Annotated in this window: 15 protein-coding genes and 1 pseudogene; 11 read left to right on the forward strand and 5 right to left on the reverse strand. The window is 37.5% G+C overall.

What is annotated here, in order from left to right; translation table 11 throughout:
• Positions 1-21 precede the first annotated feature (21 nt).
• Together AC00Y6_RS02115 and lpxB are read right to left on the reverse strand one after the other, a co-directional pair.
• Positions 22-480 (reverse strand): DUF1569 domain-containing protein, encoded by a 459-nt coding sequence (locus AC00Y6_RS02115; RefSeq protein WP_474488964.1) that lies wholly within the window; start codon positions 478-480, stop codon positions 22-24.
• A 2-nt stretch (positions 481-482) separates the two neighbouring features.
• Positions 483-1,586 carry a lipid-A-disaccharide synthase gene (gene lpxB, locus AC00Y6_RS02120; RefSeq protein ID WP_474488965.1) on the reverse strand — a complete coding sequence of 368 codons (1,104 nt, stop codon included), beginning with the start codon at positions 1,584-1,586 and terminating at the stop codon, positions 483-485.
• Between the two features lie 253 nt (positions 1,587-1,839).
• Here lpxB and AC00Y6_RS02125 point away from each other — a divergent pair, with 253 nt between their 5' ends.
• The 4 genes and pseudogenes from AC00Y6_RS02125 (at position 1,840) to AC00Y6_RS02140 (ending at position 4,329) form a co-directional block, all read left to right on the forward strand.
• The gene (locus AC00Y6_RS02125) at positions 1,840-2,340 is read left to right on the forward strand and encodes a DUF2480 family protein (protein WP_474488966.1); all 501 of its coding nucleotides are present in this window, start codon (positions 1,840-1,842) and stop codon (positions 2,338-2,340) included.
• Positions 2,318-2,887: pseudogene (locus tag AC00Y6_RS02130) on the forward strand (protein O-mannosyl-transferase family); the annotation flags it as partial. The gene AC00Y6_RS02125 and the pseudogene AC00Y6_RS02130, both read left to right, overlap by 23 nt.
• A gap of 201 nt (positions 2,888-3,088) precedes the next feature.
• Complete coding sequence (locus AC00Y6_RS02135) at positions 3,089-3,604, forward strand: hypothetical protein (RefSeq protein WP_476589234.1); 516 nt, start codon at positions 3,089-3,091, stop codon at positions 3,602-3,604.
• A gap of 71 nt (positions 3,605-3,675) precedes the next feature.
• Entirely contained in the window at positions 3,676-4,329 is a 654-nt protein-coding gene (locus tag AC00Y6_RS02140) for a DUF937 domain-containing protein (protein ID WP_474488967.1), read from the forward strand.
• Positions 4,330-4,356: 27 nt separating this feature from the next.
• Here AC00Y6_RS02140 and AC00Y6_RS02145 read toward each other — a convergent pair whose 3' ends face one another.
• Positions 4,357-4,800, reverse strand: a complete 444-nt coding sequence (locus AC00Y6_RS02145) for a 30S ribosomal protein THX (RefSeq protein ID WP_474488968.1) — start codon at positions 4,798-4,800, stop codon at positions 4,357-4,359.
• A gap of 131 nt (positions 4,801-4,931) precedes the next feature.
• Between AC00Y6_RS02145 and aspS the strand changes: the two genes are divergently transcribed.
• Positions 4,932-6,686, forward strand: a complete 1,755-nt coding sequence (gene aspS, locus AC00Y6_RS02150) for an aspartate--tRNA ligase (protein ID WP_474488969.1) — start codon at positions 4,932-4,934, stop codon at positions 6,684-6,686.
• 34 nt (positions 6,687-6,720) lie between these two features.
• On the opposite strand, the gene AC00Y6_RS02155 is transcribed toward aspS, so the two are convergent.
• On the reverse strand, positions 6,721-7,476 hold the full coding sequence (locus tag AC00Y6_RS02155; protein ID WP_474488970.1) for an SDR family NAD(P)-dependent oxidoreductase: 756 nt from the start codon (positions 7,474-7,476) through the stop codon (positions 6,721-6,723).
• A gap of 109 nt (positions 7,477-7,585) precedes the next feature.
• Between AC00Y6_RS02155 and aroC the strand changes: the two genes are divergently transcribed.
• The 3 genes from aroC to AC00Y6_RS02170 are packed head-to-tail and all read left to right on the forward strand — an operon-like array spanning position 7,586 to position 10,110.
• Positions 7,586-8,647, forward strand: coding sequence for a chorismate synthase (aroC, locus tag AC00Y6_RS02160; protein WP_474488971.1), 1,062 nt, complete (start codon positions 7,586-7,588; stop codon positions 8,645-8,647).
• 3 nt (positions 8,648-8,650) lie between these two features.
• Positions 8,651-9,538 (forward strand): hypothetical protein, encoded by an 888-nt coding sequence (locus AC00Y6_RS02165; RefSeq protein WP_474488972.1) that lies wholly within the window; start codon positions 8,651-8,653, stop codon positions 9,536-9,538.
• A gap of 5 nt (positions 9,539-9,543) precedes the next feature.
• Positions 9,544-10,110, forward strand: a complete 567-nt coding sequence (locus AC00Y6_RS02170) for a thioredoxin family protein (protein WP_474488973.1) — start codon at positions 9,544-9,546, stop codon at positions 10,108-10,110.
• A 55-nt stretch (positions 10,111-10,165) separates the two neighbouring features.
• On the opposite strand, the gene AC00Y6_RS02175 is transcribed toward AC00Y6_RS02170, so the two are convergent.
• Positions 10,166-11,047 (reverse strand): cupin-like domain-containing protein, encoded by an 882-nt coding sequence (locus AC00Y6_RS02175; protein WP_474488974.1) that lies wholly within the window; start codon positions 11,045-11,047, stop codon positions 10,166-10,168.
• A gap of 417 nt (positions 11,048-11,464) precedes the next feature.
• Here AC00Y6_RS02175 and AC00Y6_RS02180 point away from each other — a divergent pair, with 417 nt between their 5' ends.
• The 3 genes from AC00Y6_RS02180 to AC00Y6_RS02190 all read left to right on the forward strand — a co-directional run bounded on the left by AC00Y6_RS02180 (position 11,465) and on the right by AC00Y6_RS02190 (position 15,705).
• A complete protein-coding gene (locus tag AC00Y6_RS02180; RefSeq protein ID WP_474488975.1) occupies positions 11,465-14,125 on the forward strand; it encodes a hypothetical protein in 2,661 nt (886 codons plus the stop codon).
• Positions 14,126-14,208: 83 nt separating this feature from the next.
• Positions 14,209-15,108 (forward strand): GLPGLI family protein, encoded by a 900-nt coding sequence (locus AC00Y6_RS02185; protein ID WP_474488976.1) that lies wholly within the window; start codon positions 14,209-14,211, stop codon positions 15,106-15,108.
• A gap of 75 nt (positions 15,109-15,183) precedes the next feature.
• Positions 15,184-15,705, forward strand: a complete 522-nt coding sequence (locus tag AC00Y6_RS02190) for a KdsC family phosphatase (RefSeq protein WP_474488977.1) — start codon at positions 15,184-15,186, stop codon at positions 15,703-15,705.
• Positions 15,706-15,737: the final 32 nt, after the last annotated feature.

Raw genomic sequence — 15,737 nt, forward strand, 5'->3', positions numbered from 1 at the left:
ATAAAAGTAATAAAAATTCCATTACTTTTTCTTAAGAATATCATCAACAATTTTCAGGTGATGATTGGTATGGATTTTCAGAAATTTCAAAGTTGTTTTTTTATCAAAATCTCCTAGAAAAGGATGCGTGATGTAGGCTTTTCCTGGCAAACTACTCACGGCTTTCAATCGTTCTTTTGCCGAATCCAAAAGCTTTTTAACCGTTTCCTCGGTGGTCTGTTCCAACGGAACAAACTGTTTAGGTGCTTTAATTTTACCGCGGGGAATGATCCCAAATCCTAGAAAAATAAATTTCTTAATACTGAATTTTGGATTGTAATCCGATGGATTGGTCATGGTTAAACCTTTCAGGCTGCTGTTGAGGATCAGAAGTGAATGCTCCAGATGCCATCCGATAGAAGCTTTGGAAATATTTTCGTCCGATATTCCAATGTTGGGAAGAAGAGCTTCTATCCTTGCTAATTGCTGTTTTATTGTCATAATCACAGTTTGGTAATAATATCAGCGGCATGTTGGCTGGCACCACTTCCACCAAGTTTTTTTCTTAAGATGTCGTATTGTTTCAAGATTTCTTGCCGCTTCGGTCCATTAAGGACTTTTTGTAGTTCTGCCACCAGGTTTTGCGTAGTCAGATCATGCTGGATGAGCTCTGTTACAACTTCTTTATCCATAATTAAGTTGACCAACGAAATATATTTGATATTCTTGATCAATCTTTTCCCGATTTCGTAAGAAATTCTGCTGCCTTTGTAGCAAACCACTTCCGGAATATTCAGCAAAGCGGTTTCCAAAGTGGCCGTCCCCGAAGTGACTAACGCCGCTCTGGAACACCTCAACAAGTCATAAGTCCTGTTGGAAACAAAATGCACGTCAGCATCCACAAACTGTTCGTAAAAATCCTTAGCAAGGCTTGGCGCTCCGGCAATCACAAACTGATAATCCTGAAATTGATCCCTTACAGACAACATTGTTTCCAACATTTTAGAAACTTCTTGCTTTCTGGAACCAGGCAACAGCGCAATAATGTCTTTATTATTCAGCTGATTCTCTTTTTTGAATTCCTGAATGTCAATCGGTGGCAAACCTTCTATCGCATCCAACAAAGGATGCCCTACGAAATGCGCTGCTACCTGATGTTTTTTGTAAAAATTTTCTTCAAAAGGGAGAATTACCAGCATCTCATCCACATATTTTTTGATGGTCTCCACACGGCCTTCTTTCCATGCCCAGAGCTGCGGCGATATGTAATAAACCACTTTGATTCCCAATTCTTTGGCAAATTTTGCAATCCTCAGGTTGAAGCCCGGATAATCTACCAAAATTAAAACATCTGGCTTATGTTCCCGGATATCATTTTTACAAAATTTGATATTGCCAAGAATCGTTTTCAGATTTTGTACAACTTCCAAAAAACCCATAAACGCCAAATCCCGGTAATGTTTTACCAGTGTCCCACCCTGGTTCTGCATCAGGTCACCACCCCAAAAGCGGAATTCTGCTGCTTGGTCTTTTTGTTTGATAGCTTTCATCAGGTTGGATGCGTGCAAGTCTCCGGAAGCTTCGCCTGCTATAATGTAATATTTCAATGCTGTATTTTTGATATTTAGAGATGACGTAATAGAATTTTAAAATTAAGTATTCTTCCCGAAAAGATTAACTTTGAACAAAAATAAGTCATTTTGGTTGATTGGGATGGGGAAAGTTATGTTGTTCATTAAATATAACGTCCTGCCAAACCCTTAGCCCCGACAGCAGCGGCATCCTTTTTTGCGAGAGGCCTTGCCGAGCAAAAAAGATAGAGCGGATAGCGGGAATCAGCTCCTAAAAAAAAATTATTAAATGGAAGAGATTGTAAATAAAGTTGCCAGCAGCGGATTAATTAATTTTGACATTTCCGACTTGGTTCCCAAAGGAAAACGGGTGGGAATTGATATCAAAGATTTTTTGTGGCAAGGCATGATTTTAAAGGAAAAAGATTTTCGGGAAAAAATCAAAAATCTGGACGTTACACTTTACGAAGGTGCCTACGTCTATATCTATTGCTCAGAAGATGTCATTATCCCACTTTGGGCCTATTTCCTCATTACAGCGCAGATTACCGACGTGGCAAAAAAGGTGGTATTCGGCAACCGCGAGGATCTCGAAATTCTACTGATGCATAACGCGATACAGACTTTTGATTTTTCTGAGATGCGCGACAAACGTGTTCTGGTAAAAGGTTGCAGCGATGAACTGATCCCCAACAATGCTTATGTGGAACTTGTGGAGCAGCTAAAACCACTGGTAAAATCCCTGATGTTTGGTGAGGCTTGTAGTAATGTGCCAATTTTTAAAAATTAATTTTGTGAATAAAAAAACGATTGCTTTTTTCATCTTTCTTATCTTTTTTTTAGTTTATTATATTGGCAGTTTTTCAAAAATTTCTTTTGGTGACTGTATCGGCTTTGTTTTGGAAGTTGAAAAGCGCGATTTTATCCTCTCTGCCACTCCTCTTTCACATTTTTTATACATTAATACTGCCGTATTTTTTTCAAAATATTTGAATATTGATAGTGTTGTTGTCATGCGTCTTATGTCCGTTATACCCGGAGCGTTAACAGTGAGTTTGGTATATATTTTTGTTAAAGAATTTATCAAAGAAAATTGGATTGCAATAACAGGATCATTTGTTTTTGGGTTAAGTTTTACATTCTGGCGGAGTGCCGAGACTGTTGAGGTTTATACCTTTAATGCTCTCTTTATCATTCTTTTTTTGATTACTTCTGTCAGGGCAATTAGAAGTCCTTCTTTTTTGCATATTATTTTGTCTGGTATTTTTTTGTCTGTGAGTTTTTGGGTTCACATCCAGAATATTATGCTCATTCCTGCGTATATATTTTTGCTTTATCTTCTTAAAACACATTATCAAAAAATCCTATTGTCATTGGGGTGTTTTTTGACTATTATTTCTTTGTTATTTTTTGTAAATCATTTGAATAACATAGATTTAAAATATACTTTTTTATCCAATAAAGGAAATTGGGTTCAGGATACTTTCAAACAAAGCTTCTCCCAATTACTGATTGATGTATTAAAATCTATAGCTTATTTGATCTATAATTTTAATTTTTTCATCATTGCCTCTATCAGCGGTATTATTTATCTGTATAAAAATGAAAATAACAAGTCCCTGTTTCTTTTTATTGCGGCTCTTTTCACATTTGGATTTGCAACTTTTTATGCTGTAACAGATAATTATGTATTTTTTATCTCCTCCTATTTAATAATTACTTTATTTATAGCAGCCGGCATCAAGGCTTTAAGCTTAAAATACAACCTCAAAAAATTAAGATTTATACCGCTATTTACTCCATTATTCTATATTTTGAGTTTTTACATTATTTTATCCACTCCTTCCGGGAAAAAATTCCATCAGGAAAAACTGTATAAAGATGGATTGCGATATTATATGCTACCTTGGCTTAATAATAATATTGGCTGTATAGAATTTACTTTGGATAACGTACAATCCAATGACAAAGTTGATGTTTTGAAAAACCAGTCTACCGAATTTATAAAATTGAGAAAAAAACATCAACCTTTAGAAGAAATCAGAAAATTATAAAAAAATAGAAAATTTTATTCTTAGGTATTAACAATTTTTTCCATATTTGATATTAATTTAAAACATAAATTATGAGTTTATTAGACCTAATCACTGGCAGCAGCGGAAATCAGGTGGCTGAGCAGGCAGAAAACAAATTCGGGATCAGCAAAAATCAGATTATCGCTTTGCTGGTTGTAGCGGCGCCACTGGTGATCAGTTACCTGAAAAAGAAATCAGAAAACGCAGACGAAGCAGAAAAGCTTAACGCCGCACTGGACAAAGACCACAACGGCAGCATCCTGAATGACCCTTCGCAGGCACTCAACAGAGAGCAGGAAGGCAATTCTATCTTGGATCATATTTTTGGCAGCAACAAAACCAATGTAGAAAACCAACTATCCGCAAACACAGGCATCTCTATGGATAAAATTGGTCCAATCCTCGCCACTTTAGCTCCTGTCATCATGGGCTACATCGGTCAGCAGAAGCAGGCAAACAATGTTACCTCAGGTGGCGGATTGGGAGATCTTTTAGGCGGCATCTTGGGCAGCTCCTCTCAACAGGCACAGGCTTCAGACAATCCATTGAGCAACATTCTTGGGAGTGTACTTGGTGGCGCACAACAATCCGGCGGTGGCTTGGGCGACATCATAGGCAGTGTTCTCGGCAGTGGCAGCAATCAACAGCAATCTCAGCAACAGGGCGGCATTGGTGGCCTTTTGGGAAGCATTTTTGGAAAATAAATCAAATACAAATAGCAAAGCCGAAGATTATTCTTCGGCTTTTTTTGTGCGTTTTACTTTGGGTTTCTCTTCGGTTACGCTAGGTTTTTCCGCTTTTGGCTTGGTTACCTTGGCTTTTGGCTCTGCGGCAGGTTTCGCTGGTTTTTCTACGATGGCTACAGGTTTAGACGATTTTCTGGGTCTTGTTTTGCCGTAGCTTCCGCGTACCCTTTTTCCTTTGGTTGATTTTTGGTCACCTTTTCCCATAATAATTAAGTATTTGATTAATACGAATTTACAAAATATTTTTAACCCTACAAGATTTGGGCGTATCCCTCGCCAACGCTTGTCATCCTGAGGCTCTCGAAGGGCAGCAACTCGGGTCGGGCTGTCCGTTCTTATCTTTTGTTTTTGTAACTTTTCGGTTTCCGAAACTCCGTATGCAGAAAAAACAAAAGGATAACCACTACCATCCCTTACGCGCTGCGCCACTTTCTCGCTTTCACAATCAAAAAACCTTACAGGTTAAGATAACATTATTCCTCACAAAATCTTATCTTTGCTGTCTCAAATTAGATCCTAAAAATCTAATCTCTAAAGTCTAACAACTAACATCTAGAAAAATGTTCCGTACACACACAAACGGCGAACTGACGCTGGCTAATCTAAATCAAAAAGTAACACTTTCCGGCTGGGTGCAAACCATCCGGGACAAAGGTTTTGTAATTTGGATTGATTTGCGAGACCGCTACGGCATTACACAGTTGGTTTTAGACGAAGAAAGGACTTCGAAAGAACTCTTGGAATCTGCTAAAAAACTAGGCCGCGAATTTGTGGTTCAGGCAGAAGGTACTGTTATAGAACGGGCTTCCAAAAATCCAAAAATACCAACAGGGGAAATCGAAATCTTGGTAGAAAAATTAAGCATCCTCAACGAATCTCAACTGCCACCTTTCACCATCGAAGATGAAACCGACGGCGGCGAGGAACTAAGAATGAAATACCGTTATCTGGACATCCGCAGAAATCCCGTAAAAGACAAACTGATCTTCCGCCACAAGATGGCGCAAAAAGTGAGGAACTACTTATCAAACGAGGGTTTCATAGAAGTGGAAACGCCTGTTTTGATTAAATCTACTCCCGAAGGTGCAAGGGATTTTGTGGTGCCAAGCAGGATGAATCCGGGTCAGTTTTATGCCTTACCACAATCGCCGCAAACGTTTAAGCAACTTTTGATGATTGGCGGAATGGATCGGTATTTCCAGATTGTGAAATGTTTCCGTGATGAGGATTTGCGTGCCGACAGACAGCCGGAATTTACCCAAATCGATTGCGAAATGTCTTTTGTAGAGCAGGAAGATATTATGAATGTTTTCGAAGGCATGACAAAATCACTTCTTAAAGACATCACCGGAAAAGAATTTGGTGACTTCCCAAGAATGACCTTTGCCGATGCCATGCAAAAATATGGAAACGACAAGCCGGACATCCGTTTCGGGATGGAATTCGTGGAACTGAATGACTTGGTCAAAGGAAAAGATTTCAAAATATTTGATGAGGCAGAACTGGTTGTTGGGATCAATGTTAAAGGCATTGCAGATTATACAAGAAAACAAATCGATGAATTGATCGACTGGGTAAAACGTCCGCAAATCGGTGCCACAGGAATGGTTTGGATCAAATTCCAAAATGATGGTATGATCACTTCATCCGTAAATAAATTTTATTCTGAAGAAGATCTTAAGAAAATTGCTGAGAAATTTGGCGCAAAAGCCGGAGACCTGATATTTGTAATGTCTGGAAATGCTGATAAAATAAGACCTCAACTTTCTGCTTTGAGAATGGAATTAGGAAATCGTCTTGGACTTAGAAAAGGTAATGAATTTGCACCACTTTGGGTTGTGGATTTCCCATTATTGGAATGGGACGAGGAAAGTGGCAGGTACCACGCAATGCACCACCCATTCACTTCGCCGAAAACCGAAGACTTTAGTTTACTGGAAACCGATCCGGGAAAAGCCCGAGCTAATGCTTATGATTTGGTTCTTAACGGAAACGAAATTGGTGGTGGATCTATCCGTATTTTTGATAAAAACCTGCAATCTAAAATGTTTGATCTGCTTGGTTTTACCAAAGAAGATGCAGAAGCACAGTTTGGATTCCTGATGAATGCTTTTAAATACGGAGCGCCGCCGCATGGTGGTTTAGCTTTTGGATTTGACAGACTGGTGGCTATTCTTGACGGAAACGAAGTCATCAGAGATTATATTGCATTTCCTAAAAATAATTCGGGAAGAGATGTGATGATTGACGCACCAGCGCCAATTCATCAGGAGCAACTAACGGAACTGGAATTGAAATTAGATTTAAAATCATAAATTAAAAGCGAGAAAATATTTTCTCGCTTTTTTATTAGGGCAGTTTCGCAACAAAAAATTCCGGCGACAGTTTAAGAATCCAATAGATAATTTTCCATTTCAAGTTGGGAACAATGGTAAATGAGTTTCCGGCATTCACAATAAATTTCGCAACATAATCTGGTTGCATAATTAGATGTTTATTAAGGTCTAACCCTGCATTAATTTTGGTGTTGATATAGCCAATAACCAATACATTAACAGTAATTTTTCTTGGATATAATTCTTGTCTTAATCCAGCCAAGTATTGTGTAAAAGCAGATTTAGTACTTCCATAAACAAAATTTGATTTGCGCCCCCGAACACCGGAAAGTGATGATAATCCAATAATCCTCTCAAGGCTGCGATTAGATTGGTCTGCTGCAATAATATTAAGGATAGAAACCGCGCCAATATAGTTGGTTTTCATCATTTTAAAACTGGCGTCAAAATCATGCAATGCTGTTTGATTTTCTACCAGGAAACCTGCGGCATATACCACAATGTTGGGCTTCGCAGATAAAGTATTATAGAAGTTCTGATGAGATGCAAAATCATTCGCATCAAAATATGTCATTACAATTTTGGATTTATCAAGACGATTGTCCTCTACAAACTTTTTCAGAGACGTCAGATTTCTGGAGGCAGCAATCACATAATATCCCTTTTTTATATAAAGCTTAAGGCACTCTTTAGCCACATCAGAATTTGCGCCGAGTATAAGAACTGTTTTATAAACATCCATCGTGTAAAAATAAATATTAGAATCCATATTTTAGAGTGCGGTAGACATTAAAATCCATAAATTTGTAAGTATTAAGAAATCAGGTTACAATAAAATGATTTCAAAAAACCTAATTTCTAATCTCAAATTTCTTTTTATGTACAATGTTTTAGGAAACTTTCTCACGCTATCTTCTTTTGGAGAGAGCCATGGCGAAGCTTATGGCGGCGTTATTACTAATTTTCCGGCAGGTCTCCCCATAGATCTGGAAAAAGTTCAGTTGGAACTGGACCGCAGAAAACCAGGACAATCCTCAATAGTCACCCAGAGAAAAGAAAGCGACACTGTGAGATTTCTTTCAGGGATTTTTGACGGCAAAACAACAGGAACACCTATTGGTTTTATCGTGGAAAATGAAAATCAACGCTCCAAAGATTACGATCATATTGCCCAAGCTTATCGCCCGAGCCACGCCGATTATACTTACGACCAGAAATTTGGGATCCGTGACTACCGAGGTGGTGGAAAATCTTCTGCCCGCGAAACGTTAAACTGGGTTGTAGCTGGTGCATTGGCCAAACAGCTTCTTCCAGAGATAGAAATTAGTGCTTATGTATCATCGGTCGGGGAGATATTTTGTGAGAAGCCCTACCAAGATCTCGACTTTTCTAAAACTGAAAGCAATATTGTCCGTTGTCCGGATCAGGAAACTGCCGATAAAATGATCGATAGAATCAAAGAGATCAAAAAAGAAGGAAATACGATTGGAGGCACGGTAACCTGTGTTATAAGGAATGTGCCCGTAGGATTGGGTGAGCCGATTTTTAACAAACTACATGCGGAGCTGGGAAAAGCCATGCTAAACATCAACGCCTGCAAAGGTTTTGAATATGGCAGTGGATTCTGCGGCGCAAAAATGACCGGGAAGGATCACAACGATCTTTTTAACCAAGATGGAACTACACAATCCAACCTTTCCGGAGGCATTCAGGGTGGCATTTCCAATGGGATGGATATTTATTTTCGAGTAGCATTCAAGCCTGTTGCGACAATTCTCCGTCCGCAAGAAAGCATTGATAAAGATGGTGAAACTGTTGTTGTAGAAGGCAAAGGCAGACATGACCCGTGCGTGGTCCCAAGAGCCGTACCTATTGTAGAAAGCCTAGCTGCATTTGTCCTAGCGGATATGTACCTTATTAATAAAACCAGAAAAATATAAATTGTGGCAGATTTCAAGGTATTTGATGATAATCTACATTTACTAGAAAAACTATTTGGCAAAGAAGAAGTTTTGCAAAAACTTAATAGATTAAAATTTATTTATAAGAATACAGAAGAAAGCTGGCTTAGAAATCTTGAATATTTTGAAAATTCTGAAATTAGATATATTCTTTTATGTGAAGCTCCACCATACAGCGAAACTTTGGTTCCAAAATATTTTTATAATGATATAGACCAAAAATTCAACACTATCATTTGGAATACATTTTTTCACAACATAAAAAAACCAACTGATATAGAATTATATTATAAAAATTTAGCTGAAAAGGGATTTTTACTTATTGATACTATACCATTTGCAATGCAATATAGCACTCAAAAACACCGAGATAAAGATTCGTATTTTCAATTGATAACAAATTCACTCAATTGGATCTTAGAAAAATTGAGAAACAGTAAAATCAAATTATCGGATGATTTAAATGTTGCTTTCGGATTTAAAATCAATGCACAAAAATTTATCAAGGCAACAAATGGCGCAATTGTACTAAATGAAAAGCATGTGAAATTTGACGAATCAAATATTGGAATCAACAAAGCCAATTATCCTGATTCAAAAATGTTATCTAACATCTACTTTTCTAAAAATAAGAATTATAAATATTATAAGGGAGAAATCGACAATCCTTACTGCAAAAAGGGACGTTTCCAACTAGACCTATCGAATCCAAAATCTCTATTTTGGTATTATGAAAAACATTTTGATGAGTCTTACGATGAGCATAAAGATTATAAAAAATACATTACCAATCTAATTAATAATAAATTAAGTGAATATTGTCCTAATACCTATGTATTATGGGAAATGTACTTTAATAACTCAAAATAAATATAATGGATATAAAATCATATTGGGACAACGCCGTGTCTTATACCGAATATCTGAGTGATGCAGGGGAAAGACTCGGAAACCCTAAGAACACACAGGAAGCTGATTTTGCAGAGTATTACAGACTCGGAATACAGAGAATGAACAGGATGTGGGAAAAATATATCCCAAATGCTGACCAGGTCGAAAGATTGGCAAAAAAGAAATTCGAAGGAAAAATCTTGATTATTTCTGAACCTTGGTGTGGTGACGCAAGTCAAGTAATACCAGTTGTTGTAAAGTTTTTTGAGCAATATGAAGTAAGAATTACTTACAGGGATCAGGAACCATCCTTGATTGACAGCTATCTGACCAATGGTGGCAAATCTATCCCAATCGTCCTTTTTTTGGATGATAATTTTAAGGAAGTAGCGCATTGGGGACCGCGGCCGCAGCATGGTAAAGAACTTTTGGACAAACAAAAAGCAGATCCTGATAATTTCCCAAAAGAAAAATTCTATGTAGAATTACAGACATACTACGCCAAAAACAGAGGCTTGGACACAATCGAAGAATTACTGAATTTACTATAAAATAAAAAGCAGCTCATTGTGAGCTGCTTTTTGTTAATTAAGTCTTAGGAAAAAATTATTTTGGCAAACCTCTCTTGAGGGCATAATTGGCTCTTTCTATGGCTTTTTTCTCTTTCCAGTTCATGTATCTGGCTTTGAAATTCTTCTTCATAAAATTATCGAAGTTTCTTTGCACGGCAAGGTTCCACAAAGAGTGTGCTTTCACAGCCCAGCTTTTGTCCCAAGCGCGCAGGGAGATCGAGAAACTACCGTCAAGGTACTTCATCCAGTGCCACCAGCCTGTTGGCATAAACAGCGTATCACCATGCTCTAGAAAACACTCGATGCCTTCCACCCCGTCCAGCGCAGGAAATTTGGTAAAATCTGGATTTTCTATATCATAATCTTCCAAGGCATAAGTCGCATACGGGATTTGGTAAAGTCTATCTTTCCATTTATAATCAAACAAAAGAATATGCTTGCGGCCATTGAAATGCGTATGGAAAATATGAGCCATATCTATATCATAATGAAGAAAAGTCACAGAGCCTTTGCCACCAAAAAACATACTTGGATATTTATCCAGAAAACCACCCATAAGGCTGGTAGGTGAAATATAATCTTTAAGAATTTTGGGAGCATGCTTGATAGGATCAAAAAAGAAGATACGCAGATCGGTAGGCTCCCGTTGTATTAGATCAATATAATCGGCAAATTTCATTTCCGCAGTAGGTGCATTGATTGGTGCTGCAGGGTCTGCCTTAGAGCTGTCATATAGAGGAACGGTTACCTCACCCACAACCTCTTTAAGGTAATCCATGGTCCACTTTTGATAAGCCGGCCATTTTCTGGCCATATTTTTTATAACCACAGGTTTGCGTGGTTTTAGGTATTTTTCAAAGAATTCTTCTTTGCTGATATCATCTACAATGTCTATAGGTTTTAGAATAACTCCCATGTTAATGTAATATTAAGCTACAAATTTATTAATTTTTGAATTCACATTCATAAAAAACAATATTATTATTTATATTAATTATAAATAAGCTTCGCGATATCTATTATTTTAATAGCAGACTAACCTTGGATTAATTCAACTAAAATCATTCAACAAACTTAAAATCAGCATTTTAAAAGTATAATTAAAAATGAAATGATTTATCCTCTATTCTTTTTATAATTTCCGAACCACATGAAACATGACAAAGAACAGTTTAACTATTGCCAATGTTTTCACTCCAATTTACATTAGTTGTAACAAAATGTCAAAATGTTTTACTAACAATTTAGTGATATGATTTTACCACTGAAAATTGTAGAAGAATTGGCTTAATAAGAATTATAATTTCAAATTTAAAAATAACGTTTAATAACTATGAAAAAACTTTTACCTCTGTTGTTTATCTTGATTTTTTCTGTGACTGCACTCGCCCAGAAGACCATTAGTGGTACAATAACAGATTCTGATGGAAAAGCCCTCCCTAGCGCCAGCGTGACTATAGAAGAGCCTGGTAAAAACTCAATTTTGGCTTATGCCATTTCCAATACAAAGGGAGAATACAAGGTGAGTTTTTCCTCTGCTGAGAGCAATTTGAACTTAAAGATTAAAGCTTTTAATCAAAAACCTATATCACAATCTATAAAGAACGAAGATCAAAAGCAAAACTTCACAATGAGTTCTGAAGCAACAGAAATCCAAGAAGTACGGCTAAAGACAAAACTAATTACCAAAAAAGGCGACACAATTGCCTATGACCTCAAGTCCTTTGAAAATAAAAATGACAGAACGCTTGCTGATGTTCTTAAAAAGATCCCAGGGATAGAGGTAAACAAAGATGGGACTGTTCTTTATCAGGGCGAGGCCATCAATAAATTTTATGTAGAAGGTAAAGACCTGATGGAAGGCGGATACGGAACCATAAACAATTCGTTACCAAAAGACGCGGTTTCCAAAGTTCAAGTTTTGGAAAACCACCAACCTGTAAGTATATTGAGGGATAAAGTACCTTCTCAGCAAGCTGCCATTAATATTAAACTGAAAAAATCGGTTACGATGACTGGCCGTGGCGAGATAGGTGCGGGTTTCAGCCCATTGCTTTGGAATGTTAAATTGACTCCCATGTTTTTTAGCAAAAAAAACCAGTGGGTAGTGAACTACAAAGCCAATAACAACGGTGAAAGTGTAGAAAACGAAGGCAATCTTTTAGCATTCGGGAACCGATGGGAAGGCAGAAGAACGCAGGCTTCGCAAAACAGTTGGGTGAATGTGGAAACCGCAGGTACACCAGATGTTCCAGAAAAAAGGTATCTGCTAAATAATGTTCATTTTTTCTCGGCCAACCTTTTAACAAGCCCTTTCAAAAACAAGGAGTGGGAACTGAAAGCGAATGCTAACTACACCAACAATGCCATAGAAAGAGAATCGTACAGCAATCAAACATTCGCCAGCGGAACCAGCGTGATAAGAACTATGCTGAACAACTTCTACTCCAACAAAGCCAAGGGAGAACTCATCTTTACAAAAAATGCTAAGAAAGGGTTTTTCAAAAACGTTACCACCTGGACAGGTATGTGGAATGACAACAATGCCAATGTGTATAACTCCTTAACATCGGTTAATGCAGCAGAAAACCTGAATGCCCCAACATTCAATTTTACGAACTCACTAAGTACCATTTTGCCGTGGAAAGATAAATTGTTTAATGTGATGAGTTACATCAGCGTACAAAATGACAAACAAACCCTTTTCTCTACGCCTGCATCTTATTCACTAGGCAATAACACCAGCCTTTATAATGCTTTGCAGCAATATATGTCCATTAGAAGTGTTAACACTTCACACTCTGCTTCCGTAGGATTCTCTTACAGAAAATGGACTGTTACACCAGAAGCAGGTATCAATGTTAATTTTAATTCTATGAAGTCTAATCTGAGTGGCATTAATGGCAACAATATGACATCACTGGGGAACAATTATCAAAATAATATGGAATGGAATGTGGTACAACCTTATACGCAAGTGGGACTTAATTATAAATCCCAAAATCTGAGCCTAAACGTTACATTGCCTGTTAATTTTTATGCCATTGATTATAATGATAACCTGAGAGGTACAGGGAAAACTATCAGCAAAACACGTTTTGAACCCAACTTGTTTGCGAGCTATGACTTTGCCTCGTTTTTTAAACTATGGGCTTTTGGTAATATTAACAACAGCTTTGGTAGTTTTGGTGACGTTTACGAGGGGAATATCCTTACCAACCCTTCATTCATTCAATTGAAAAACAGCCCAATCCCCAATAACGTATCCAGAAATGCGAGCACAAGACTGGAATACAGAAATCCACTTAACAATTTGTTCTTCAATGTAAGTTACAGGCTAGGCAACAATACATCCAACCTCATCTCTCATCAGATTATTGATCCAAACACAGGAAATACAACTATTAATATAGAAGAGCTAGACAACACTTCTAAATCCTCCGGAGAGCGTGCAGAGATTGGTAAATATTTTCCAAAATTCAAAACTAATTTCTCTGTAAGTTTTAACAATAGTAATAGCACAAATTACAGCAAAGTGAATGACGACTTTTTTGCCACTAAAAATGAATCTCAGGCTTTGGGACTTAAGTTTAACAATACTTTCTTCAGTTGGCTGAGTGTAGATTACAATCTCTCTATGAACTGGAGAAAAAGTAAAGACAGCTACTATAACCGTATAAACAAAAACGGCGGATGGAATCACAACCTTGCCACTTACATCTACCCATCAGAAAACCATACATTTGGGTTTAACTGGGACGATGTTACCACAACTTTGGCCAGCGAAAGCTACAGAAACTCTTTCTATGACGTATCTTATCAATACACTTGGGTAAAGAGAAAAATAGATTTCGAATTCCGCTGGTTGAATATTGGCAACAAAAAGGTTTACGAAACTGTTTCTGTGAATACCAACAACAACTCGATTACTCGTAATATTTATAATATCCGACCTAGTCAGTTTATGTTCACTGTTAAATTTAACTTCAAATAACACACTATTTTTTTATAAAAAGGCAGTTCACCTGGTTGGCTGCCTTTTATTTTCATTAATTTTAAATCACTAAATTATTAGGTATGAAAAAAACATTATTTATTTTCTCGATTTTCTTCAGCGTTTTTTCATTCGCACAAGGAACAAGAATCATGTATGACTACAGGTTTGTCCCCAATCTCAACAAAAAAGATTCTGCCGATACAGAACTCATGTATCTGGACATCAAAAAAGATGGCAGCAAGTTCTACAGCCGTCAAAAATTTGTGAGTGATTCTACAAGGCAAGCCTATTTTGACAAACAAATATCCATGGGATCACGCAATTTTAGCTACAATGGAGGCAAAGAAGGTAAAGTGGCCTACACAGTGGACAAGACCTACCCCGATTTTGTTACCACTCTTCACACTGCCACAGGTATGTCTAAGTATGCCATAAAAACTGAAAGCCCCATGCCATGGAAAATACTGCCGGACAAAAAGAAGATTGATCAATTTGAGGTGCAAAAAGCCACTCTCGATTTTGGAGGAAGGTCTTGGACAGCCTGGTTTTCTCAGGATTTCCCGTTTCAGGATGGCCCCTATAAGTTTCATGGGCTTCCCGGACTGATTCTGGAAATGGAAGATGCTACGGGAACCCATCAGTTCAAATTTGTGGGCAGCAAAAAATTTGATGAAGTGGAAAAAGTGGGTAAAAATGATTTGGGAAGTAACAAAGGTGGCCTAACTGTGAAATCTGTTGGTTTAGGTGGAAAAGAACTTGAAGTGACCGAGGAGCAATTCAAAAAACAATGGAAAGAATATAAAAATGATCCTGTAAAGGAGATGAAACAGATGCTTTCGCAGGGCAATGTTAAATTTAGTATGAATATGAATGGTAAGGCAATTACCGATAATTCTGAAATGCTGCGCTCTATGGAAAAAAGCCAGAAAGAGCAGATTAAAAATGACAACAACAAAATAGAGCCAACACTTTACCCGTAGTTTCTGTATAAATACCTATTTTTATAGTCCTCAAATTTGGGGACTTTTTTATGCAAAATCATTAAATAAATCAGGATGAGTTACTTACCAAGACTTAAAGATATTAAAGCCTTCGTTTTTGATGTGGACGGCGTTTTTACAGATGGCAGCGTCTATTTGCTGCCGGACAAAAATATGTCACGCGTTATGAGCGTGCTAGACGGTTATGCTGTGGTACAGGCTATCAAACAAGGTTATATTATCGGTATCATCACTGGAGGTAACGACCCGATGGTAAAAAACCGTATGGAATATCTTGGCATCAAAGATTATTACGCTAAGTCATCACATAAAGTATCAGATTATCGGGAATTTAAAAATAAATACCAGCTGGATGATTCTGCAGTCCTGATGATGGGCGACGATATCCCGGACATTGGGATTATGAAACTAGCGGCCATCTCCGCATGTCCCGCCAATGCCGTCCCGGAAGTGAAAGTTATTTCAGACTACATTTCACCAGTTTTTGGAGGTAAAGGTGCTGTGCGCGATGTAATAGAACAAGTCATGAAAGTTCAGGGAAAATGGAATCTTGACGAAGAAACAAAATCAGCATAAAATATTAAAAACCTTTTCACTTCTTTCGATAA

The sequence above is a fragment of the Epilithonimonas sp. genome, assembly GCF_056329745.1.